Genomic DNA, 23295 nt, shown 5'->3' with positions numbered 1-23295 from the left:
GGCATGCGCGTCCCCCGCCCCGGCGCGAACCGCGGCGCCTTGCTGCGGCTGGTCACTGCTGCGGCTGCTTACTGCCGCCGCTGCTTACTGCTGCTGCGCCAGGCGCTTGTTGAACTCGTCCTCGACCTGCTTGGCGGCCTCGGCCGGGGACTTGCCGTTCAGCACGGCGGTCATGTACGTCTTCACCGGGTTGGGCGCGTTCTCCACGGCCGCCCACTCGGGGATCAGCGGGGTGGTGCCACCGCCCGCGGCGGCCGGCGCGGCGGCCTCGGCGACGGCGTTGCCCTTGAGGTTGGTCTGCAGCGCCTCCTTGTTGGGGATGACGCCGTTGAGCTTGGCCAGCTCGCCCTCGTACTGGTCGGACAGCGCGATCTTGAGGAACTCCTTGGCCAGCTCCTGCTTCTGGCTGCCCGCGGCGACGGCGAGGTTGGAGCCGCCGAGGAAGACGCCCTCGGGCTTGTCGGCCGTGGCACCCGGGATGGTGAAGTAGCCGATCTCCTTCTCGATCTTCGGGTTGGCCTTGATGGCGATGCCGGCCTCCCAGCCCATGCCGATGAAGGCGCCGACGTTGCCCTTGCCGAAGACCTCGCCCTGCTGCGGGGTGGCCTCGTCCTTGTCCTTCGGGGCCTTGGACAGGGCCTGGAACTTCTTGTACGTCTCCATGGCGGCGGCGATCTTCGGGTCGGCGAGGTTGGAGACGTACTTGTCGCCGTCCTTCTTCACCAGCTCGGCGCCCTCACCGATGGTCAGGCCGACGAAGTGGTACCAGTTCTGGCCCGGCAGGTAGAGGGGCTCGGCGTCGGTCTTCTCGCCGATCTGCTTGAGGTCGGCGTAGAACTCGTCGCGGGTCTTGGGGGTGTCCTTGATGCCCGCCTCGGCCCAGATCTTCTTGTTGTAGAGGACGACGCGGTTGGCGAAGTACCACGGGGCGGCGTACTGCTTGCCGTCGAAGACGGAGGACTCGTTCAGGGACGCGGTCCAGTCGGCGCCGATCTCCGTCTTGAGGTCGGCGAGGTCGGCGAGGCCGCCGGTCTTGGCGTAGGCCGGGGTCTGGGTGTTGCCGATCTCGAAGACGTCCGGCGGGTTCTCCTCGGACAGGGCGGTGGTCAGCTTCTGCTGGATGCCGTTCCACTGCTGGACCTCGAACTTGACCTTGGCCTTGGTCTTCTTCTCGAACGCCGCCTGGACGTCCTTCTGCCACTGGTCCGGGGAGGAGCCGTCCATCACCCACACCGTGAGCGTCTGGCCCGCGTACCCGTCCGCTCCGGCCTTGTCCCCGCCGTCGCCGTTGTCGCCCCCGCACGCCGCCAGGGAGATCATCATGCCCGCGACACCGATCGCGGATATCAGCTTGCGCTTCACGCCACCCTCCTCAGGGATGCCCACACCTCCCCCGCCATAGGCCGGGACCTGGACCAATGGTGTAGACCAGTAGGGGGAGCTTGGACCAGACCACGAAGCGTGTCAAGGGTGGCCGAATAGCCTCTGACCAGCCGTTATGGGACCTACATATGCAGGAACCTTTAAGTAAGAAGGCAGCGAAAACAGCTCCGCCGGAGTACTCTCGTCCGCTAGACCACTCGGCGCTGTGGACTAGACCAAAAGAGGCGGCGACGGGTATACAGAAGGGATCACGAGGTGACCCTCCTCCGGAGCCGGGAAGGCAGGCCATGAGTACCGACGTCAGCAGTGCGGAGAACGAGGGTGGGGCAGGCGTGCGGACCGCGCGTGTGCCCAAGTACTACCGCCTGAAGAAGCACCTGCTCGACATGACGGAGACCCAGTCGCCCGGCACCCCGGTCCCGCCCGAGCGCACGCTGGCCGCCGAGTTCGACACCTCCCGCACGACCGTGCGCCAGGCCCTGCAGGAGCTGGTCGTCGAGGGGCGTCTGGAGCGGATCCAGGGCAAGGGCACGTTCGTCGCCAAGCCGAAGGTGTCGCAGGCCCTGCAACTCACCTCGTACACCGAGGACATGCGCGCCCAGGGCCTGGAGCCCACCTCGCAGCTGCTGGACATCGGCTACATCACCGCCGACGACCGCCTCGCCGGGCTGCTCGACATCACCGCCGGCGGCCGGGTGCTGCGCATCGAGCGGCTGCGCATGGCGAACGCCGAGCCGATGGCCATCGAGACCACCCACCTCAGCGCCAAGCGCTTCCCCGCGCTGCGCCGCTCCCTGGTCAAGTACACCTCCCTCTACACCGCGCTCGCCGAGGTGTACGGCGTCCATCTCGCCGAGGCCGAGGAGACCATCGAGACCTCCCTGGCCACCCCGCGCGAGGCCGGCCTGCTCGGCACCGACGTGGGCCTGCCCATGCTGATGCTGTCCCGGCACTCGCTGGACCGGGAGGGGCAGCCGGTGGAGTGGGTGCGGTCGGTGTACCGGGGGGACCGCTACAAGTTCGTGGCCCGGCTGAAGAGGCCGGTCGACTAGAACCGGTCGACCGGAACACCCCAGGAGGCGCGGGGCGGTAGCCCTGAGCATGCCGACGCCGCCTGCACCAATCCTCCACATCCGATATGCGGACAGGGTCTTCCGCTGTCGTTGCACCGTCACCTACATTGCCCGGGCGTTTCACAGGTGATCAGTGAGGGGACGGAGCCGTCAGATGTCAGATGCCCCAGAGGTGAACAGAGGGCTGGTGACACCCGTACGGGTCGTCATCGCGCTCTGTCTCATCGCGCCCTTCGTGGCGATGTTGTGGGTCGGTTCGTACGCCAAGACGGATCCGGAGCTCGCCGGCATCCCGTTCTTCTACTGGTACCAGATGCTCTGGGTCCTGATCTCCACGCTGCTGACGATGGTCGCGTACAAGCTGTGGCAGCGTGACCAGCGCGCCCGCGCTCCCCGGAAGGGCGGTGCGTCGCAGTGAACGACGGCGTGAACGGTGTGGCGCTCGGCGTCTTCATCTTCTTCTTCCTGGCCGTCACGGTCATGGGCTTCCTGGCCGCGCGCTGGCGCAAGGCCGAGAACGAGCACAGCCTCGACGAATGGGGCCTGGGCGGCCGGTCGTTCGGCACCTGGGTGACCTGGTTCCTGCTCGGCGGCGACCTGTACACGGCGTACACCTTCGTGGCGGTCCCGGCGGCGATCTACGCGGCGGGCGCCGCGGGCTTCTTCGCTGTGCCGTACACGATCCTCGTCTACCCCCTGATCTTCACCTTCCTGCCCCGACTGTGGTCGGTCTCCCACAAGCACGGCTACGTCACGACCTCGGACTTCGTGCGCGGCCGCTTCGGCTCGAAGGGCCTGTCGCTGGCCGTCGCGCTGACCGGCATCCTGGCGACGATGCCGTACATCGCGCTCCAACTGGTCGGCATCCAGGCCGTGCTGGACGTGATGGGCGTCGGCGGCGGCGAGAACACGAACTGGTTCATCAAGGACCTGCCGCTGCTCATCGCCTTCGGTGTGCTGGCCGCGTACACGTACTCCTCCGGTCTGCGCGCCCCTGCCCTGATCGCGTTCGTGAAGGACACGCTGATCTACATCGTCATCGCGGTGGCGATCATCTACATCCCGATCAAGCTGGGCGGCTTCGACGAGATCTTCACCAAGGCGAGCGAGGCGTACAGCCAGACCAACCCGGCCACGGGCGCGCCGCGCGGTGCGCTGGTCCCGGCCGAGGCGGGGCAGTGGACGTACGCCACGCTGGCGCTGGGCTCCGCGCTCGCGCTGTTCATGTACCCGCACTCGATCACCGCGACGCTGTCCTCGCGCAGCCGTGAGGTGATCCGCCGCAACACCACGATCCTGCCGCTGTACTCCCTGATGCTGGGCCTGCTGGCCCTGCTGGGCTTCATGGCGATCGCGGCCGGCATCAAGGTGCAGAACGGCCAGCTGGCGATCCCGCAGCTGTTCGAGACGATGTTCCCGGACTGGTTCGCGGGAGTCGCCTTCGCGGCGATCGGCATCGGCGCCCTCGTCCCCGCGGCCATCATGTCCATCGCGGCCGCGAACCTCTTCACCCGCAACATCTACAAGGACTTCATCAAGCCGGACGCGACGCCGGCCCAGGAGACCAAGGTCTCCAAGATCGTGTCCCTGCTGGTGAAGGTGGGCGCGCTGGTCTTCGTCCTCACCATGGACAAGACGGTCGCCATCAACTTCCAGCTCCTGGGCGGCATCTGGATCCTGCAGACCTTCCCGGCCCTGGTCGGCGGCCTGTTCACCCGCTGGTTCCACCGCTGGGCCCTGCTGGCCGGCTGGGCGGTCGGCATGATCTACGGCACGGTCGCCGCGTACGGTGTCGCCTCGCCGACGCAGAAGCACTTCGGCGGCTCCGCGAAGGAGATCCCCGGCATCGGCGAGATCGGCTACATCGGTCTCACGGCGTTCGTGCTGAACCTGGTGGTCACGGTGGTCCTCACCTTCGTCCTGAAGGCCGCGAAGGCCCCCGAGGGCATCGACGAGACCAAGCCGGAGGACTACACGGCGGACGCGGGCGACCCGGGCGTCCAGGTGGAACTGCCGCCGGCGACGGCGGGCTCGTCCCACTGAGTCCCGGACCTGAACTGACCTGACCAGAACGGCATCGGCGGGCCGCCGGAGGAATCCGGCGGCCCGTCGGCGTTGCCGGCGTTGGCCCTAAGGGCCCTTCTGATGGATCTCCGTGGGAGAAGGAGCGGCGTTCGGTGCGTGCTCTCGGCGTGCCGGGCGGAAGCCCTCGTAGCGGAGCTACGTGGGCTTTTGTCCGGTGCGGCGAGAGTGCGTGCCGGGCGTCGCGACGCCGCGGAGATCCATCAGAAGGGCCCTAGCTGCGGGTCCGCCCGGCCATCTGCTGCCAGAAGCTGTCGAGTTCCGTGACGCGCATGCTGATCCAGTGCGGGGTCTTGCGGCGCAGGCCGCGGGGGAAGTGGCGGCGTACGCGTCCCGGCAGCAGGGCCTGTTGCTGGCGGCAGAACGGCTCCCGGATCTCGCCGCGGGGCACACAACCCCGGGGCGGGTAGGGGCAGAGCTGGAACCTGCAGTCGGGCAGGCAGGTAGAGCCCGGGGCGGGCGGGTCCGAGATGCCGGCCCGCAGGTCGGCCCGGAGCGGGGCGCGGTCGCTGCGGATGCACGGCGGGAGCGCCATGTCCGGCTGCTCCACGCGGGCCATCCGCTCCTCGACCTCGTCCGGGTGTCCGTCCCGTTCGACGAGGTTCAGCATCACCAGCACGTCGGCGACCAGGCGCTGGGCGCGGGCGTCCAGGGTGCTCCACCCGACCGAGGGCGGAATCCACAGGCTGTGCCTGCGGTATCCCTCACAGTCGGCGGTGCGCGCGCCGATGGTGTCGGCGACGCCCTTCTCGTCGATCCAGAGGAACCGCTCCGGCTGCCCGGTCTCCAGCGCGAGCGCCACCAGGTCGCCCGCCTCGGCGACGAACGGATGCAGGAGCCGCCGGCGCCTGTCGCCGTTCCCCCCTGAGGGCCCGGGCGCCCTGTTCACGGTGCCGGCCATCGACAGCCACCGCTCCACGGTCCGGATGGCGGTCGTCCCGCCCATCGTCCGGGACGGCTCGGCGGGGCCGTCGCGCTCGCCCCTGCCGGACGTCGCATGGGTCTTCCGGTCGTGGACGCCCGGGCTGTCCGGGAGCTCCCACAGGCACAGCGCCTGGAGCAGGATGAGCTGCGCGTACCAGCACCGGGACTGCTGGAGCACGGTCTCCGCCTGCCGGATCAGGTCGGCCCGGCCGCCCGCGTAGGCCTGCGGATGCCGTATCCGACGGTTGGCCGCGTACTTGAAGCCCTGGGCCAGCGCGGCCTCGAGAGCGAGCGGCAGGTCGCAGGCGCCGTCGGTGGCGTTCGGGTCGAGGTGGCGCAGCCACTTGGTGAGGCGTTCGCGGGCCTCGTCACGGTGCGCCTCGTCGACGGAGCCCAGCAGCATCGGGACCATCCAGGCCCGCATCACGAACTCCCGGAAGAGATCGACCCGTTGCCTGCGGTAGTCCTGGTTGAGTCGGCGCCGGTCCTGCTGGAGCCGGCCGATGCGCTCGGACCTGGCCGGTGAGGACCCGCCGCCGGCCCGTACCCGAACCATGCGCTCGGCCCAGCGCTCGTACGCCTGCCGCTTCCAGGCCTTCAGCTCGCCGAGCCTGTCGTTGTACTCCTTCACGGGGTCGGTGTTCAGCCCGACCCGTCCGCGGATCACGGCGAACGCCGCGTTTCCGCCGGTCCCGAACTCCTGGGCCGCGGCCAGCCGTATGGAGTAGGAGGCCTCCCCCACGCCCATCTCGAAGAGGTCCTCGTAGAGCGGAGTGGTGTCGATCCTGGCGGAGACGCCGCGCAGGGCCGCTCCCAGCTGTCTGAGCAGCCTCAGCTTGGAGTCCTCCAGGCTGCGCCGGTCCCCCTTGAAGGCGGGCCACCTCCTGCGGACCTCGCCGACGATGTCGCCGAGCAGCCCCGGGTCGTCCTCCGCGCTCTCGATCTCCACCGCCGCCGCGTACAGGTCGAGGGTCTTGGGGTCGTCGGTGCGGCGGCGCGCGGCCCGGCAGAGCCGGTGGGCCAGGGTGTGCCCGCGCACGGGAGACCGGCGGAGCAGCTCCTCGATCTCCCTGGCCATCTCGCCCCGGACACCGTCCCTCGGGGCCCTGAGCGCCGCCGCCCGCCGACGCGACAACAGCACCAGGGACATGAGCAGTTCGCGGCTGGGGCCGGGTGGCGAGAGCGCCTGCTCGACGAGTTCTCCCGCACGCCGCTCGCCCAGGTGGTTCAGGACGCGGTAGCCGAAGTACGCCTGGATGATGCTGTGCGGGAAGCGGACCTTCCGTTCGAAGCCCTCCACCAGTCCGAGCCGGTCCGCGCTGCGCGCGAGCCGGGCGAGGGCGGCCCGGCACTGGTCCATGTTCCCGCGGCGCAGCCGTCTCGTCTCCTCCTGGCCGAGCCGCTGACAGAGCACGTTCCAGATCTCTTGCCGATGCCACTCGGAGAAGTCGTTGCCCCGCCTGCCGTACCGGTCGAAGGCGCGTCCGCTGGTCCACGCGTGCCCGGCCCGGGCCTGTGCGCGCCGCACCGGACCGGGATGCACGTCCGTGTCGAGCAACTCCCCGAAGCCGACCTCCAGTTTGTCCTGGAGCAGTCCTACACAGGCCAGCGCGGAGACCACTTCGAGGGCGTCCCGGCGCTCCCTGCGGTCCAGCGCGACGTGCTTGCGCAGCCGGCCCTCGCACAGCGCCTCTTCCCAGGTCTCCAGCAGCCACAGCCGCAGGCTGCCGCGGTCTCCGCCGTGGGTGTGGCCGTGGCTGTTCAGGTGCCGCGGATCGGCGTACGGCCCGTCGTGTTCCAGGGCTCCCGAGCGGTGCAGTTCGCGGGCTATCTGCAGATAGACGGGCGACTCGGTCGCCTCGGCCGTCTCTACGATCCAGTCCAGGTGGCGCTCGTCCGGCTCCGGGAGCGGCCCCTGGACGAAGCGCAGGGCTTCCTCCTCGCTGAGCGGTTCCAGCTCCACGATCGCGGCCGGGGTGCTCTCCAGCGGGCTGTGCGGCCGGGAGGCGATGACCAGGGGGAGCTTCTCCTCGTGGGCCCGCTCGATGGCCCGCCGGATGATGTTGTCCCGGTTCTGCTGGACGCCGTCGCCGAGGAGCGCCTCTTCCAGCCCGTCGGCGATGACGACCGGCTTGTCGTCGGCGAGCAGTTGCTGCCAGACCCGTTCGGTCTTGCTGCGCGCGAGGATGCCCCGGGGTGCCTCCTCGGCGAAGCGCTGCCTGGCCATGCGCTCGAAGTTCAGGTCGCCGGTCGCGTCCCGCAGCCGGATCGGCACCGGCACGGCGTTCTGCTCGGCCAGCAGTTCGGTGAGCCGTACGAGTACGGCGGTCTTGCCCACGCCGACTCCGCCGACCAGCAGGTAGGGGCGGCGGGTGTCGCGCGCCCGCAGCCGTTCGGCGATGACCTGGGCGATGTCCTCCCGGCCGACGATCTCGGCGGTGTCCGGGCCGGCGGTGAGGACCAGCCGATGGGGGTCGTCCCGCGCCTTGGCCAGGTAGCGCCGCTTGGTCCACCGGTACCACCAGAACAGAAAGAGCGTCGCGGCGATCGACGCCGCCAGCACCGGGCCCACGAACCGCATGACGGCGTCGAACCCCTCGCTGTCCTGCCGCCACTCCTCGAAGCCGGTGGTGGTGCTCGTGACCAGGATGTACAGGCCCTGCACGGCCCATGCGAGCAGGGCGAGCGCGGCCACCGTCCAGACGGCACGGGTGAGGTTGGTGTAGGAAAGCCAACGGCGCCACTTCTTGGGGCGGGTGGTGCCGCGACGGGCCTCCAGACGGATCGTCAGCCGGTGCCAGTGGCCCACGGCTCCCCGCCGGACCCAGCTGCCCGCCCGTCTCGGAGCCAGTGTCGCCATCGGCGCGTCGCGCGGCCGGTCCCTGCCGGGTGGGTGCCGGACGACCCTCGTCATCGTGCGTCTCCTTCCGAGAAGGCCGTCGAAGGCTCTCGAAAGCTCTGTGGCGGAGGGACCGCGGACGCCGACACCTACCTCCATGGAAGCACTCCCGGACCTCCGCGCAACCCGGCGCATCTCTGCGGACCCAGGTGGTTTTGGGCGTACCTCGGCTGGCCTCGGTGAAAATCCCGGGCCGCCGCCGCCCCCGTCCGGCACACTCGCCCGCATGGACTTCGAGATCCGCCTCGCCCACCCCGACGAGTACGCACCCCTCGGCGAGATCACCGCCCAGGCCTACCTCCGGGACGGCCTCCTCGACTTCGGCGAGAGCGACGAATACCTCGGCGAGCTCAGGGACGTGGCCAAGCGGGCGGCCGCCGCCGAGGTGCTGGTGGCCGTCGAGAGCGGTCGGCTGTCGGGTGGTGTGACCTTCGTGCCGGGCGGCGGGCCGTTGGCCGACATAGCCCGGGCCGGGGAGGCCGAGATCCGGATGCTCGCCGTCGACCGGGCGGCGCGTGGCCGGGGCGCCGGCGAGGCTCTCGTGCGTGCCTGTGTCGACCGTGCGCGGGCCACGGAAGGCTGTGTGCGGATCGTCCTGTCGACCCAGCGCACCATGCACAGCGCCCACCGCATCTACGAACGCCTGGACTTCGTCCGCACACCCGAGCGGGACTGGAACCCGGTCCCACACCTGGACGACATCACTCTCCTCACCTACCAGTTGACGCTCTGAAACCAGCGCGACACAACATCTGGGGGTGACACGACAGCTCGGCACAAGATGTATGCTCATGCTCGCTGTCGCCGCAGGGGAATCCGGTGCGAATCCGGAACTGTCCCGCAACGGTGTACTTGTGCACGTCTGTTCCCAGAACCGTGCACAGGAGTCAGTCCGAGGACCTGCCGACAGCGCGCCCGGCCACCCGGCCGGTGCGCCCTGACGTCCGGGCCTCGTGGAATGGGCCGGTGGACGCGACGCCGCGTGCGCTCGTGTGCTGCCCCCTGCCCTCCGCAAGGCCCCCGTGCCGAGCGAGGGAGAGCCCCCACGTGACCATCGCGCCAGCAGATCCGGCCTCAGCCGTCCCCACCGTCGCCATCGACGAGGACGCCCCCGGAACGGCCTTGCTGCGGACGCTCACCGAGCTGACCGCCGACCTCCCCGACGCCGACCCCGGCCGGGTCGCCGCCGCCGCGCTGCGCGGCCGGTCCGCCCGGGCCGACGAGTCGGAGCTGCGCGAGCTGGCGACGGAGGCCGCCGCCGGACTGATCTCCGAGGACCCCGCCTACTCCCGGCTGGCCGCCCGGCTGCTCACCATCGGCATCCGCGCGGAGGCCGCCTCGCAGGGCGTCACGTCGTTCACCGAGTCGGTCGCGGTTGGCCACCGCGAGGGCCTCATCGCCGACCGGACCGCCGAGTTCGCGCGGATCCACGCGGCGCGCCTCGACGCCCTGGTCGACACGGCCGCCGACGACCGCTTCGGCTACTTCGGCCTGCGCACCCTGCACAGCCGCTACCTGCTCCGGCACCCCATCACCCGCAAGGTCATCGAGACGCCCCAGCACTTCATGCTCCGCGTCGCCGCCGGTCTCGCCGAGGACACTGCGTTCGATTCAGAAGCGGGCCCCCGCGCCCTGGACGAAGTCGCCGCGCTCTACGGGCTCATGAGCCGCCTCGACTACCTCCCCTCCTCCCCCACCCTCTTCAACTCCGGCACCCGGCACCCCCAGATGTCGTCCTGCTACCTCCTGGACTCCCCCAAGGACGAGCTGGACTCCATCTACGACCGCTACCACCAGGTGGCCCGCCTCTCCAAGCACGCCGGCGGCATCGGGCTCTCGTACTCCCGCATCCGCTCCCGGGGTTCGCTGATCCGCGGCACCAACGGGCACTCCAACGGCATCGTCCCGTTCCTGAAGACCCTGGACGCCTCGGTCGCCGCCGTGAACCAGGGCGGCCGGCGCAAGGGCGCGGCCGCCGTCTACCTGGAGACCTGGCACTCCGACATCGAGGAGTTCCTGGAGCTGCGCGACAACACCGGCGAGGACGCCCGCCGTACGCACAACCTGAACCTCGCGCACTGGGTCCCGGACGAGTTCATGCGCCGCGTGAACGCCGACGCCCTGTGGTCGCTGTTCTCCCCCGCCGACGTGCCCGAGCTGGTCGACCTGTGGGGCGAGGAGTTCGACGCCGCCTACCGCAAGGCCGAGGAGGCGGGCCTGGCGAAGAAGACCATCCCGGCCCGCGATCTGTACGGCCGGATGATGCGCACCCTCGCGCAGACCGGCAACGGCTGGATGACCTTCAAGGACGCCGCCAACCGCACCGCCAACCAGACGGCGCTGCCCGGCCACGTCGTCCACTCCTCCAACCTCTGCACGGAGATCCTGGAGGTCACGGACGACGGCGAGACCGCGGTCTGCAACCTGGGGTCGGTCAACCTCGGCGCGTTCGTCGACGCGGCGACCGGCGACATCGACTGGGAGCGGCTGGACGCCACCGTCCGTACCGCCGTCACCTTCCTCGACCGCGTGGTCGACATCAACTTCTACCCGACCGAGCAGGCGGGCCGCTCCAACGCCAAGTGGCGGCCGGTCGGGCTCGGCGCGATGGGGCTCCAGGACGTCTTCTTCAAGCTGCGGCTCCCGTTCGACTCGGCGGAGGCGAAGCGGCTCTCCACCCGGATCGCCGAGCGCGTCATGCTCGCCGCCTACGAGGCCTCCGCCGACCTCGCCGAGCGCAACGGCCCGCTGCCGGCCTGGGCGAAGACCCGTACGGCCAAGGGTGTTCTACACCCCGACCACTACGGCGTCGAGCTCACCTGGCCGGAGCGCTGGGCGGCCCTGCGCGACCGTATCGCCGCGACGGGCCTGCGCAACTCCCTGCTCCTCGCCATCGCCCCGACCGCGACCATCGCGTCCATCGCCGGTGTCTACGAGTGCATCGAGCCGCAGGTCTCCAACCTGTTCAAGCGCGAGACGCTGTCCGGCGAGTTCCTCCAGGTCAACTCCTACCTGGTCGACGAGCTGAAGGCGCTCGGCGTCTGGGACGCCCGCACCCGGGAGGCGCTGCGCGAGTCGGGCGGCTCGGTGCAGGACTTCGCCTGGATCCCGGCGGACGTACGGGCGTTGTACCGCACGGCGTGGGAGATCCCGCAGCGCGGACTCATCGACATGGCCGCGGCCCGGACCCCGTTCCTGGACCAGTCGCAGTCCCTGAACCTCTTCATGGAGACGCCGACCATCGGCAAGCTCTCCTCGATGTACGCGTACGCCTGGAAGTCGGGCCTGAAGACGACGTACTACCTGCGCTCGCGCCCGGCGACCCGCATCGCCCGCGCCGCACAGGCCCAAGCCGCCATCCCCGCACAGCAGCCGGCCCCCGAAGACGCCGTCGCCTGCTCCCTGGAAAACCCCGAGTCCTGCGAGGCATGCCAGTAATGAGTACCCGTAACGCCAACCTTCTCGACCCGGGCTTCGAGCTGACCCTGCGTCCCATGCGCTACCCGGACTTCTACGAGCGCTACCGGGACGCGATCAAGAACACCTGGACCGTCGAGGAGGTCGACCTCCACTCGGACGTCGCCGACCTCGCGAAGCTGTCCGAGGGCGAGCAGCACATGATCGGCCGGCTGGTCGCGTTCTTCGCGACGGGCGACTCGATCGTGGCGAACAACCTGGTGCTGACCCTGTACAAGCACATCAACTCCCCGGAGGCGCGCCTGTACCTGTCGCGCCAGCTGTTCGAGGAGGCCGTGCACGTCCAGTTCTATCTGACGCTGCTGGACACCTACCTCCCCGACCCGGAGGATCGGGCGGCGGCCTTCGACGCCGTCGAGAGCATCCCGTCCATCCGCGAGAAGGCCGAGTTCTGCTTCAAGTGGATCAACGAGGTCGAGAAGCTGGAGAGCCTGCAGACCAAGGCCGACCGGCGTCGCTTCCTGCTGAACCTGATCTGCTTCGCCGCGTGCATCGAGGGCCTGTTCTTCTACGGTGCCTTCGCCTACGTCTACTGGTTCCGCAGCCGGGGCCTGCTGCACGGCCTCGCCACCGGCACCAACTGGGTGTTCCGCGACGAGACCATGCACATGTCGTTCGCGTTCGACGTGGTCGACACCGTCCGCAAGGAGGAGCCGGAGCTCTTCGACGACGAGCTCCAGCAGCAGGTCACCGACATGCTGAGGGAGGCCGTCGAGGCCGAGCTGCAGTTCGCGCGCGACCTGTGCGGTGACGGCCTCCCGGGCATGAACACCGACTCGATGCGGCAGTACCTGGAGTGTGTCGCCGATCAGCGTCTGACGCGCCTCGGCTTCGCTCCGGTGTACGGCTCCGAGAACCCCTTCTCCTTCATGGAGCTCCAGGGTGTTCAGGAGTTGACCAACTTCTTCGAGCGGCGTCCGTCGGCGTACCAGGTGGCGGTGGAGGGCACCGTCGACCTGGACGAGGACTTCTGAGAGCCGGTCTGCCGAGTCCTGGCCTTGTCGCGTTCCTGGGCCTCCCTGATCTGACGGTCGATGCGCCGGTCGTGCACGATCCCGATCACTGACGGGAGGACCAGGAGGACGAGCATGCCGAGGACGACGACCATGGCGAGCAGTGTCTGTGTCTGTTCTGCAGTCATGACACCACTGTCGCGCCGGACACTCCTTACGAACAGTGGCAGGACTGCCGTACACCCTCGATTTACTGCCAGCTTCGAGGCACACTGGCAGCATGCTGAAGAACGTCGCCGCCGTCCTCCTCGACGGCGTACACCTCTTTGAAATGGGCGTCGTCTGCGAGGTGTTCGGCATCGACCGCAGCGACGAGGGGCTGCCCACGTACGACTTCGCCGTCGTCTCGGCGGAGGGGCCGACGCTGGGCACCCATGTCGGCGGACTCTCCGTCTGCACGCCGTACGGGCTGGAGCGGCTGGAGGAGGCCGACCTGATCGCCGTACCGGCCGGCAGCGAGTACGTCACCCGCGACTATCCGCCCGAGCTGCTGGATGCCCTGGTCAGGGCCGTCGAGCGAGGCGCGCGGGTGCTCAGCGTGTGCTCCGGCGTCTTCGTACTGGGCGCGGCCGGACTGCTCGACGGACTGCGGTGCAGTGTGCACTGGCGGCAGGCGGAGGAGCTGGCGCGGCGGAACCCGAAGGCGATCATCGAGCCTGACGTGCTGTACGTCGACGAGGGGTCCGTGATCACCAGCGCCGGTACCGCCGCCGGCATCGACGCCTGCCTTCACATCGTGCGGCAGGAGCAGGGGCCCGAGGTCGCCAACAAGATCGCCCGGCGCATGGTGGTCCCGCCGCACCGGGACGGCGGACAGGCCCAGTACATCGAGCGCCCGCTGCCCCGCTCCCAGTGCGACACGGTCAGCGAGGTGCTGGCCTGGATGGAGCGGCACCTCGACGAGGAGGTCACCGTCGAGCAGCTCGCCGAGCGGGCGCTGATGTCCCCGCGCACCTTCGCCCGCCGCTTCCAGCAGGAGACCGGAACGACCCCCTACCGCTGGATCCTGCGCCAACGCGTGCTACTGGCCCAGGAGTTGCTGGAGGCGACGGACGAGACGGTGGACACGATCGCCGGCCGGACCGGGTTCGGCACCGCGGCCGCGCTGCGCCACCAGTTCGTCCGGGCCCTGGGGACGACCCCGAACGCCTACCGACGGACGTTCCGGGGCCCCGAGGCAGCCTGAGCTACGCCCGCGCGACCGGCTTCAGCAGCAGGGTGTGCGGATGCAGCGTGATGCCCACGCGGGTCGCGTCGTTCGAGCCGGGCGCCTGCTCGAAGCGGTACCTGCCGGCCAGAGCCGCCGTGATCAGCGTCAGCATCGCCATGGAGAAGTGGTCGCTCGGGCACTTGCGGTTGCCGACGCCGAACGGGCTCATGGCGTGTTTCGGTACGTCCCTGACGCGTTCCGGAAGCCAGCGATCGGGGTCGAAGTCGAGGTTGCGGACGTACGACCGCGGATCGCGCTGGACGGCGTAGGGGCTGTATACGATGTCGGCCCCGGCTGGAATGCGATAGCCACCGAGTGACGTTTCGGTCACCGCCCGTCGCGTCAGAATCCAGATCGCCGGACGTAAACGCATCGCCTCCACGATGACATTGTTGGTGTGCCGCAGCGCTCGGACGTCCTCGAATGCCACGGGCCGGCCGCCGGTGACGGTTTCGACCTCCGCACAGATCCGGTCCGCGTGTTCCGGATGTTCCGCGAGCACATGGAGCAGCCACAAGATCGTGGAGGCCACGGTTTCGGCGCCCGCGGTGAATATCGCGACGACCTGATCATGGATCTCCTGCTCCCCGATGGGGTCGCCATTCTCGTCCTGGGCCTGGAGCAATGCCGTCAGCAAATCGTCCGGCTTTTGACCGGATGCCCGGCGTTCGGCGACGACCTCGTCGACCAGCAGATGAAAATCGGCCAGGGCGCCGTTGAACCGGCGGTTGGCAGGCAGAGGCAGGTGGTAGAGCGGCCCGAGCGGGATCACCATCCGCCGGTACATCCCGCGGAAGAGGACGTCGAGGGCGGCGCACAGCCGGTCGGCCCGCTCGTCCATGTAGGCGCCGCGCAGCAGACAGCGGGCGACGATGCGTACGGCGATCCGGAACGACTCGGCGGTGCAGTCGACGGTCTCGCCGGGCCGCCAGCGCTCGCTCAGCGCCCGCGCCTCCTCCGCCATGATCGGCCCGTACCCGGGGATCGCGTCGAGCCGGAAGGCGGGCTGGATGGTGCGCCGCTGCCGGCGGTGCCGGGGGCCGTTGGCGGTGGCCACGCCCTCCTTGCCGAGCAGGGCTTCCAGGGACTCCCACAGCGGCCCGGCGATCTCGAAGTCGGGGCTCAGGGCCAGCGCGCCGGTGAGTTCGGGCGTGGTGACGGCGTACACCGTCTTCGGTCCGAGCCTGATCCGCACGACGTCGCCGTGGTCGCGCAGGGCCGCCATGAAGGCCAGAGGATCGCGGACCAGCTTCCAGCCGTGGCCGAGAAGCGGAACGCCGCCGCCGGCGAGGGGCGGCTCACTCGGTTGCGGGGTCGCGGGCGGGCCGGCCTCGGGGCGGACGGAGTCGACGGTCATAGCTCACCTGCCGCTTCGTTGGTGACGTACGGGGGCGTGGACCGGTCGTCCCAGCTGTCGACGCGATAGCGACCGGACTCGTGGTGGAACCAGTAGACCGAGCTGAACCAGTTGCGCATATGGCCGACGCAGGCCCGCACGGCGGCGCCGATCTCCCTTCCCCGCGGTGTGCCGTCGGCGAGGGATTCGGCGAATTCCAGGACCTCGCGCTCGGCCACTAGGAAATCGGCGATACAGTCCTCGACCCGGCGCCTTACTTCCGTCACGGTCTCTTCGAGGGTCAGCCCCTTGTGCGTGATCAGACTGATTCCGAGATTATGGACCTCCGCACCCGCTATTTCCTTCGGAAAGGAGCACAGGTCGTTGTACCAGGCGGCGAAATCCTGACTCAGCAATGCCGCCCGCCGAAAGGCCGGGTGCTTTCTCACGGAGTCCGGAAGTTCCGTTCCGGCACTCGGTTCCAGCAGATCGGTCCATATCGAGTGCGCGAAGGTGAGCCGCCGCAGTTCGAGATACTCCTCGACCGTCGGGATCCGCCCCTCGGCACGGTTGCGGAATTCCTGGTCGTACGCCTCTATCACCTGGTGGAAATGCCGTGCGAACCGCGCGTTCCAGGTGCCGGGCAGAAACGCGTACAGCCGCCCCACACTGTCCGCGAACCCCGCGACCAGCGGGTCCTCGTGGTGCCGGTGGTCCTCGGGGGAGTCCAGCGCCGTGTGCAACCGGATCCTGAGCCGGCGCCAGGCGGCCGGGCGGTGGTGGACGATGTCGCGGTCGTGGCGGTCGTCCCAGACGAAGAACCAGGCGCTGAAGTCCGCGATCGCCTGGAGGACATTGTCCGGGGCACCCGTGTAGTACCCGGCCATGAGGTCGGTGTAGCAAAGGCCGTCGGCATATTCCGCGACCTTGTCGGCCGGCATCAGCCGCTTCTCCAGCAGCCAGGCACGGGTCTTCTCCTGGAGCCTGGGCCAATACGGATGGAGTTGCCTGGGAAACGCTGCTTCGATCACCGGGAGAGAGAGCGACGGTGGAACCGGGGCCGCCGTCGATGTCGCTGTGGTGCTGTCCGAGAAAGCATGCACGAACAAACTCCTCTCAGCCGCCGTTCCTGCAGTCGCGCACACCCCTCCCGCTGAGCCCGGCGTGCGCCGTCGCGTATCCCCGCTCTCCCATTCAGCACCATAACTGACCGTTCTGGGAATGGATTTGCTTCTTTCACCACCCCTGGATGCCGCGAGTCTCACTCTTTATGACTGGATTTGGATCAGTACCTGCCTGTATGGGATCGAACAGGTGCCGGACATACGAACGGCGCCTGGTCAGGAAGGTGTCCCTGAACAGGCGCCGTGCGTAAGTGACTTGTGGGGCCCTCGACGAGGCTCAGTCGTTCGCGACCACGGGGTAGCGGGGCTCGTTCTCGGCCATCTGCCGCAGCGCGTCCTTGCGCTCCCGCTTGGAGAGGCGGTCGATGTAGAGGTAGCCGTACAGGTGGTCGGTCTCGTGCTGCAAACACCGGGCGAAGTACCCGGTGCCGCGCACCTTGATCGGGTTGCCCTTCTCGTCCTGCCCGGTGACCTCGGCGTAGTCGGGCCGGGCGAGCGGCGCGTACGCGGTCGGCACGGACAGGCAGCCCTCGTTGCTGTCGTCCAGCCGACGCCGGTCGGCGGGCAGCTCGACGAGCTTCGGGTTGCACACGACACCGACGTGCCGCCTGCCCTCGTCGTCCATGCAGTCGTAGACGAAGACCTTCAGATCGACGCCGATCTGGTTGGCGGCGAGTCCGACGCCCTCGGCGGTGCGCTGCGAGGCGAACATGTCCGCCACCAGCTGGTCCAGCTCCGCGCCGAACTCGGTGACGTCCTTGCACTCCCTGTGCAGCACCGGGTTCCCGACGACGGTGATCGGCCGCGAGGTGCCGCGCTCACGCCAGGCGTTCTCCCGCTCCTCCGTGTCCTCGGTGTCGACGACGAACCCCTCGTCGTCCACGGGGAGCACGCCCGCGTGCTGCTGCTCGGTGTCCTGCTGGGCCATGACCTACGGATCGCCTTCCTACACAAGAAAAGAGGGTGTGATGCTGATACAGGGTACGGGGGAGCGCCCCTTCAGGGGCGCGGGACTGTGCCGATATGCGGCTCCGCCGCGTGGGCGCGATCAGCCACGACGGAGCCGCAGCCTGCCGACGCCATCGCTCCTACGGCGACTAGCAGACCTCTTCCAAGTCCCGCCAATCCCGCGAATCCGGACTGTCCGCGACCCACCCGTCCAGCAAACCCCGCACCAAGGAGGCCGGGGCGGCAAGGCCACACTCCCGCTCCGGCACCCACAGCTGCCCGTCGGTCCGATGCCCGAGCGGCCCAGGATGCCCCGGCTCACTGTGATCGTGGGGATCGAGATGCTCCCCGTCCCCCTCGTCCGACGGCATACGCGACTCGGAGCACATCCGGCACAGCAGCCGCACCGACGAAGACCAGTCCTCCGCGGCGAAGCCGGCGTCCGCGGCGAGCTGCTCCAGCGCGTCCCGGTCGGCCTCCGTGGCGGCCTCCAGGAGGACCACCCACGTCGGCACCGGCGACGGCGCCCACAGCTCGATCTCGTCGAAGACGGGGTAGGCGTGCCCGGCCGACGTGGTCCGCTCCCCGTGCGGCACCCCGTCGTGCAGCACGACCTCGCCCCAGCGCCGCCCGGACGACGGCAGCGGGATGGACAGCACCTCGATCCGCGCGGGGTCCAGCCGCCGCCCCCAGACGACCTCGGCCTCCCCCTCCGGGGACAGCCGTACGGCCGCGCTGCCGAGGTCCATGCCGACCGGCTCACCGGAGTCGGTCGCGGCGCCGGGCACCCGCAGCCCGTACGCCTGCCAGGCCCGCCGGGCCAGCGGCCAGTCCTGCAGGGCGGTGGCCGCGATACCGACGTTCCACCAGTCGGGCGCCCCGGTCTCCCGGTCGAGCAGCGCCACCGCCCGCAGCCCGGCCGCGCGGGCCTGCTCCCAGTCGTGCCGGAACTTGTGCAGCAACGCGAGGTTGAACCAGGACTCGGAAAGCCAGGGCTCCAGATCGGCGGCCCGCGTCAGCAGCGCGCCCGCGTCCTCGTACCGGCCGTCGCCGATGAGCGTGAACGCGCGGTCGGTGGCCTGCCGCCAGGAGGCGGAGGGCCGGTGCCGTCCCTTGCCGAAGATCCTCACGATTCCCGCCTGCCAGTTCCGTGGAGTGGGCTGGCTAGTGCTCGCCCCCGGACACACTCTCATTCGCATCCAACCACGTACGGCTGGAAGGGCGCTCATTACCCATGGGTTACCCAACCACAGGGGGTGTCAGACAGTCTCTGGACAGCACCCGTGCGAGCGATCTGACCACCTCCGGCGCATAGTCCCCGGCGGTACCCAGCCGCAGCTCCTCCAGCGCCTTCAGCGGCCCTCCGGGCCCGGCGTCGCGCGTCTTCTCCTCGTAGGCGTTGACCGCCCGCACGATCCGCGCGGCGACCGGCTGCTCCGGGCAGGGGTCGGCGAGCCGCTCCACGACCATCGCCACCTGCGGGTTCACCCCGGTCTGCCGTACGACGGCCCCGCCCAGCAGCGCGATCCGGCGCTGCTCCTCGACGGGCAGGACGGCGGTCGCCCCGGCCGGCACCGGGTCGACCAGGCTGAGCTGCCCGATGTCATGCATCAGGGCCGCGTACTCCAGCACGGTGAGCTCGGCCTCGGAAAGTCCCAGGTCACGCCCCACCTCCCGGCTGAGCGCGGCCACCCGCCGGGCGTGTCCGGCCGGGGTGTACCCGGCGATCTCGGTGGCCCGGGCGAGGGAGGCGATGGTCTGCCGGTAGGTGGCCCGTACGGCGGCGTACCGGTGCAGGGACATCTGGGTGAGCAGAAGGGGGAGCGAGAAGACGGGCAGCGCCCACAGCCCGGCCACGGCGACCGCGAGCGCCGTCACCGCGCCCGTCGCGCAGACGGCCGAACCGATCCCGAGCGTCGCCCTCAGCTCGTCCCGCAGCAGCGGCCCGAACGGCCACCGGGTGCGGGAGTGCGCGAGCGCGGCGGCGAGGAGGACGTCGCACAGGGTGGTGAGGGTGAGGATCGCGAGCAGCAGCAGGGCGTAGGCGGTGCCCCAGCCGTGGAACGTGCCCTGGTTGTACAGCGGTTGGAAGCAGACGGCCGCGAAGCCGACGGTGAGGACGCGCCGGGCGAGGTGGTCGAGGACGGGGCGGCCGCGCGCGATGTGCGGCACGCTGCCGAGGAGCGAGGCGATGAGGACGACGCCGATCACCTGGGCGACGCCGTGCTGGGTGGACCGTCCGTCGTTCTCCCCCAGCAGGGCGTACGACAGCGCGGCGGCGGCGCCGAGCGGTGCGGCCTCCCTGCTCGCCGCTCCCGTCCAGCGGGCGAGCTCGCCGAGGGCGACGAGGATCCCGAAGGCGAGCGCCGTGCCGCGTTCGACGAGGCCGCCGGCCAGGGTGTCGACCAGGCAGACGGCGACGAGGAGGACGGCGCTCGCGTGCACGAGAGCGAGCAGGAGGCGCGGTCTCGGGGCGCTCATCGATGCGCGTCCGGAGTGCTGGGGACGGGTGGGCGGGGCGGGGGCACACACGTCTCGTCGGCGGTCACGGCAGGATGCCATCCCTGCTGTTCCACGGCTCGGACGAGGGCCGTGACCATCCGGGGGTCGAAGTGCGAGCCCGCGCACTTCTCCAGCTCCCGCAGGGCGACGGGCACGGGCCTGGCTCTCGAGTACGACCGGTTCGACGTCATCGCGTCGAACGCGTCGGCGACCGCCACCACCCGCGCCGACTCCGGGATCTGACCGCCCGCCAGCCCGTAGGGGTACCCGCTGCCGTCCAGCCGCTCGTGGTGGTGCAGTACGGCGGCCCTGGCCTCGCCGAGGAAGGAGATGCCCCGGACCATCTCGTGCCCGTACTCGGGGTGCAGCTCGATCACGCGCCGTTCCTCGGGCGTGAGCGGCCCGTCCTTGCGCAGCAGCCGCGTCGGCACCCCGAGCTTTCCGACGTCGTGCAGGATCCCGGCGAAGCGGAGCACCTCGACGCGTTCGTCGGCCATGCCCAGTTCACGCGCGATCATCATCGTGGCCTGTCCGACCCGCTCGCTGTGCCCCCGGGTGTAGCCGTCCTTGATGTCGACGGCCTGGACCAGCGCGCGGATGGTCGCCTGATGGGCCGCGCGTTCCCGGTGGTACTGGGCGAACACCCACCACGACACGCACATCGGCAGCAGCACGAGCAGCGCGGCGACCGGGCCGTAGGGGCTGCGCCACAGCACGGCCATCATCAGCCCGGCCAGACCGTGCACGGCGATCGGCGCGAGCGAGCGCAGGAACAGCCCGCGCCAGGCACGCCGAGCGGGGACGCGGTCGGCGAGCTTCAGGATGCCGCCGTCGAGCGCCGTCAGGACCAGGCAGAACGCCAGCACCGCGGCGCCGGCGGGCGCGAGCGCGTACGGGAAGTCGGACGCCTGGACGGCGTCGTGCTCGCCGAGCGCCCAGTGCACGCGGGCGGCCACCCACACCGCGATCACGAGCTGCGCCGCCCGCCACACCCGTCGCAGCGGGTCCGGCCGGCCGGCGACCGGGGCGATCAGTGCCCCCGGCACCGCGACCAGGGCGGCGGCGGACGGAGGCAGCAGGAAGGCGCCGGCGAGGAGCACGGGATAGAAGGAGCCGGACAACCACGCGCCGCCGGCGTACAGCGCGGCGAGCAGGGCCGGCGCCCACCAGGGGGTGGGCGTCGTCGGCAGGGTGTGCAGACAGAACAGGGCGCCGAGGGTGACACAGACGACGTAGCCACGGACCCGTGCGGGTGTCGCCCTGGGTGTCGCCTCCATAACGCCCCTCCCCGGCAACGCGCTTCAAGCACGGGACCCTAGGGCGGGCGGGGGAGGTCCGCAGTCCGGGACAGCGGGATTAGCACGTTCGGGTGACGGCCGTGCGTTCAGGATTCCTGCGGCGTCGCCGTCACGTCGTGGTCGGGGACGGCCTGGCCCGAGCGGATCAGGTCGAGTCGGCCCAGGACCTTGGCACGCAGGTCCGTCGGCACGTCGTCGTGTCCGCAGCAGCGCTTGACGAGCTTCTTCACGGCCTCTTCGAGCCCGTACTTCTCCAGGCACGGCGAGCACTCGCGAAAGTGCTGCTTGAACTTGTCGCGATCGACGTCCGGCATCTCACTGTCGAGGAACTCGTAGAGATGATCGAGTACCTCACTGCAGTCCGTCTCGTGCGGCTCTCCGCAGCTCATGAGCCCGAGCCTTTCGCTTCGTTCGACTCTCCGGCGCCGGCCGGGACCAGCCCGCGCTCACGCGCGTAGTCCTCGAGCATGCCGCGCAGTTGACGGCGGCCCCGGTGCAGCCGGGACATCACCGTACCGATGGGTGTCCCCATGATGTCCGCGATCTCCTTGTACGCAAAGCCCTCGACATCGGCGAGGTACACGGCGATACGGAATTCCTCGGGGATGGCCTGAAGTGCTTCCTTCACGTCCGAGTCGGGCAGGTGGTCGAGCGCCTGCGACTCGGCGGAGCGCAAGCCCGTCGACATGTGCGACTCGGCACGCGCGAGCTGCCAGTCCTCGATCTCCTCGGCCGCGGAGCGCTGGGGTTCACGCTGCTTCTTGCGGTACGAGTTGATGAAGGTGTTGGTGAGGATCCGGTACAGCCACGCCTTCAGGTTGGTGCCCTCGCGGAACTGGTGGAAGGACGCGTACGCCTTGGCGTACGTCTCCTGCACCAGGTCCTCGGCGTCGGCCGGGTTGCGCGTCATGCGCAGGGCGGCCGAGTACATCTGGTCGAGGAATTCGAGCGCGTCCCGCTCGAAGCGCGCGCTGCGCTCGGCGGTCGTCTCCGCGGACGTGTCCACGCTCATGCCCTGGCCCTCGGGCTGCTCCGCCTGGCCGTTGTCGGTCCCTGCGTCGGTACCGGGAACCGGACCCACCTCCTCAAGATTGCGGGCAGGGCCGAATCCGGTCCCACCTGAATCGGAGGATAGACGACCTGCCGTACCTGCCGCCCCTCGAATAGGAGCGGTCTTGGCCGCGTGCAGCACCGTCCAGTCCAGGTCGGCGCGGCTGCCGCGGCTCGAATCCAATGCTGCCGGGCGAAGCCCGTCCACGGGGTGGTGGTGGGAGACGGGCGGGCAGTGGGTCGAACCCATGCGGCGGACTTCCTCTCCTACGACGTCGGCGCCGGTGCTTGAGCACCGTCTGTCCGCCACAACAGAGGCCGGGCCCCCGGCATTCCCGGGCCTTTACCCGAGTGACCCGACCCACTTCAAGACACCGTCCGTGACAATCGCCACGGCCTCGTCCTGATCGAGGGGCGCCCGCTTGGGCATGGCGAACCCGTGGTCGCCGTACGGCACCTCGACCATCTCGAAGTCCCCGTCCGGGAACTCCTCGGGTTTCCCGAACGGATCGTTGCCGCCCTGTACGACGAGCGTCGGCACCCCGGCGCCGAGCAGCTCGTCGGCGCGGGATCTGTCGGGCTTGCCCGGTGGGTGCAGCGGGAAGCTGAGGGCGAGGACGGCGTGCGCCCCGAGTTCGACGGCCGTACGGCAGGCGACGCGGGCGCCGGCGCTGCGGCCGCCGGAGATCACGGGGAGCCCGGGCGCGGTGAGCGCGGGCCACAGGCCCCGCCAGCCGACGTCGAGGGTCTTCGGCGCGGGCGCCACCTTCTTCCCGGCCACGCGCCAGGGCTGCTCGACGCGTGCGACGGTCACCCCGTGGGCGGGCAGGACCTCGGCCAGCGCGCGTAGGTCGCGGGCCTCGATGCCGCCCCCGGCTCCGTGGCTCACCGCCAGCACGAGCCGGGGCTTCCGCGCCGGGTGCCAGGTGATCCGGGCGTCTCCCGCGTCCGTACCAACGATCTCGGTCGTCACATC

Annotated in this window: 19 protein-coding genes and 1 riboswitch; of the genes, 7 read left to right on the top strand and 12 right to left on the bottom strand. The window is 70.0% G+C overall.

What is annotated here, in order from left to right; translation table 11 throughout:
• Positions 1-84 precede the first annotated feature (84 nt).
• Complete coding sequence (locus ACFZBP_RS33495; RefSeq protein ID WP_383451727.1) at positions 85-1362, bottom strand: extracellular solute-binding protein; 1278 nt, start codon at positions 1360-1362, stop codon at positions 85-87.
• A gap of 308 nt (positions 1363-1670) precedes the next feature.
• Here ACFZBP_RS33495 and ACFZBP_RS33490 point away from each other — a divergent pair, with 308 nt between their 5' ends.
• From ACFZBP_RS33490 to mctP, 3 genes are all read left to right on the top strand, one after another.
• Positions 1671-2435: a GntR family transcriptional regulator gene (locus ACFZBP_RS33490; RefSeq protein WP_383451725.1), complete on the top strand. Its 765-nt coding sequence runs from the start codon at positions 1671-1673 to the stop codon at positions 2433-2435.
• Positions 2436-2610: 175 nt separating this feature from the next.
• Positions 2611-2874 carry a DUF3311 domain-containing protein gene (locus ACFZBP_RS33485; RefSeq protein WP_383451722.1) on the top strand — a complete coding sequence of 88 codons (264 nt, stop codon included), beginning with the start codon at positions 2611-2613 and terminating at the stop codon, positions 2872-2874.
• A complete protein-coding gene (gene mctP / locus ACFZBP_RS33480) occupies positions 2871-4499 on the top strand; it encodes a monocarboxylate uptake permease MctP (protein WP_391418730.1) in 1629 nt (542 codons plus the stop codon). The genes ACFZBP_RS33485 and mctP overlap by 4 nt, the downstream gene beginning before the upstream one ends.
• A 253-nt stretch (positions 4500-4752) precedes the next feature.
• Here mctP and ACFZBP_RS33475 read toward each other — a convergent pair whose 3' ends face one another.
• Positions 4753-8376, bottom strand: a complete 3624-nt coding sequence (locus ACFZBP_RS33475; protein ID WP_391418728.1) for an ATP-binding protein — start codon at positions 8374-8376, stop codon at positions 4753-4755.
• 211 nt (positions 8377-8587) lie between these two features.
• Here ACFZBP_RS33475 and ACFZBP_RS33470 point away from each other — a divergent pair, with 211 nt between their 5' ends.
• The 3 genes from ACFZBP_RS33470 to ACFZBP_RS33460 all read left to right on the top strand — a co-directional run bounded on the left by ACFZBP_RS33470 (position 8588) and on the right by ACFZBP_RS33460 (position 12812).
• The gene (locus ACFZBP_RS33470; RefSeq protein WP_391418725.1) at positions 8588-9094 is read left to right on the top strand and encodes a GNAT family N-acetyltransferase; all 507 of its coding nucleotides are present in this window, start codon (positions 8588-8590) and stop codon (positions 9092-9094) included.
• 77 nt (positions 9095-9171) lie between these two features.
• A riboswitch (cobalamin riboswitch) is annotated at positions 9172-9262 on the top strand.
• Between the two features lie 146 nt (positions 9263-9408).
• Positions 9409-11799 carry a ribonucleoside-diphosphate reductase subunit alpha gene (locus ACFZBP_RS33465; protein WP_391418722.1) on the top strand — a complete coding sequence of 797 codons (2391 nt, stop codon included), beginning with the start codon at positions 9409-9411 and terminating at the stop codon, positions 11797-11799.
• Complete coding sequence (locus ACFZBP_RS33460) at positions 11799-12812, top strand: ribonucleotide-diphosphate reductase subunit beta (protein ID WP_391418719.1); 1014 nt, start codon at positions 11799-11801, stop codon at positions 12810-12812. Before ACFZBP_RS33465 ends, ACFZBP_RS33460 begins: the two co-directional genes overlap by 1 nt.
• Here ACFZBP_RS33460 and ACFZBP_RS33455 read toward each other — a convergent pair.
• A complete protein-coding gene (locus tag ACFZBP_RS33455) occupies positions 12725-12979 on the bottom strand; it encodes a hypothetical protein (RefSeq protein WP_391418716.1) in 255 nt (84 codons plus the stop codon). The two genes, ACFZBP_RS33460 and ACFZBP_RS33455, sit on opposite strands and share 88 nt — an antisense overlap.
• A gap of 92 nt (positions 12980-13071) precedes the next feature.
• Here ACFZBP_RS33455 and ACFZBP_RS33450 point away from each other — a divergent pair, with 92 nt between their 5' ends.
• A complete protein-coding gene (locus ACFZBP_RS33450) occupies positions 13072-14037 on the top strand; it encodes a helix-turn-helix domain-containing protein (RefSeq protein ID WP_383451707.1) in 966 nt (321 codons plus the stop codon).
• A gap of 1 nt (position 14038) precedes the next feature.
• On the opposite strand, the gene ACFZBP_RS33445 is transcribed toward ACFZBP_RS33450, so the two are convergent.
• From ACFZBP_RS33445 to ACFZBP_RS33405, 9 genes are all read right to left on the bottom strand, one after another.
• Complete coding sequence (locus ACFZBP_RS33445) at positions 14039-15418, bottom strand: cytochrome P450 (RefSeq protein WP_391418713.1); 1380 nt, start codon at positions 15416-15418, stop codon at positions 14039-14041.
• Positions 15415-16500: an epi-isozizaene synthase gene (cyc1, locus tag ACFZBP_RS33440; RefSeq protein WP_391418709.1), complete on the bottom strand. Its 1086-nt coding sequence runs from the start codon at positions 16498-16500 to the stop codon at positions 15415-15417. Before cyc1 ends, ACFZBP_RS33445 begins: the two co-directional genes overlap by 4 nt.
• A 298-nt stretch (positions 16501-16798) precedes the next feature.
• On the bottom strand, positions 16799-17449 hold the full coding sequence (gene def / locus ACFZBP_RS33435) for a peptide deformylase (protein ID WP_391418707.1): 651 nt from the start codon (positions 17447-17449) through the stop codon (positions 16799-16801).
• Positions 17450-17618: 169 nt separating this feature from the next.
• A complete protein-coding gene (locus tag ACFZBP_RS33430) occupies positions 17619-18599 on the bottom strand; it encodes a tetratricopeptide repeat protein (protein WP_391418704.1) in 981 nt (326 codons plus the stop codon).
• 109 nt (positions 18600-18708) lie between these two features.
• On the bottom strand, positions 18709-19950 hold the full coding sequence (locus ACFZBP_RS33425; protein ID WP_391418702.1) for an HD domain-containing protein: 1242 nt from the start codon (positions 19948-19950) through the stop codon (positions 18709-18711).
• Complete coding sequence (locus ACFZBP_RS33420; RefSeq protein WP_391418698.1) at positions 19947-21248, bottom strand: HD domain-containing phosphohydrolase; 1302 nt, start codon at positions 21246-21248, stop codon at positions 19947-19949. The genes ACFZBP_RS33425 and ACFZBP_RS33420 overlap by 4 nt, the downstream gene beginning before the upstream one ends.
• A gap of 107 nt (positions 21249-21355) precedes the next feature.
• Positions 21356-21658 carry a mycothiol system anti-sigma-R factor gene (gene rsrA / locus ACFZBP_RS33415; protein WP_234768038.1) on the bottom strand — a complete coding sequence of 101 codons (303 nt, stop codon included), beginning with the start codon at positions 21656-21658 and terminating at the stop codon, positions 21356-21358.
• A complete protein-coding gene (gene sigR, locus ACFZBP_RS33410; RefSeq protein ID WP_234768037.1) occupies positions 21655-22350 on the bottom strand; it encodes an RNA polymerase sigma factor SigR in 696 nt (231 codons plus the stop codon). The genes rsrA and sigR overlap by 4 nt, the downstream gene beginning before the upstream one ends.
• A gap of 312 nt (positions 22351-22662) precedes the next feature.
• On the bottom strand, positions 22663-23292 hold the full coding sequence (locus tag ACFZBP_RS33405; protein WP_391419088.1) for an alpha/beta family hydrolase: 630 nt from the start codon (positions 23290-23292) through the stop codon (positions 22663-22665).
• Positions 23293-23295 lie beyond the last annotated feature (3 nt).

It is taken from the genome of Streptomyces sp. NPDC008086, assembly GCF_042957325.1.
Taxonomy (GTDB): domain Bacteria; phylum Actinomycetota; class Actinomycetes; order Streptomycetales; family Streptomycetaceae; genus Streptomyces.
The sequence above is the reverse complement of the archived record's forward strand: the minus strand, read 5'-3'. Positions and strand labels throughout refer to the sequence as shown.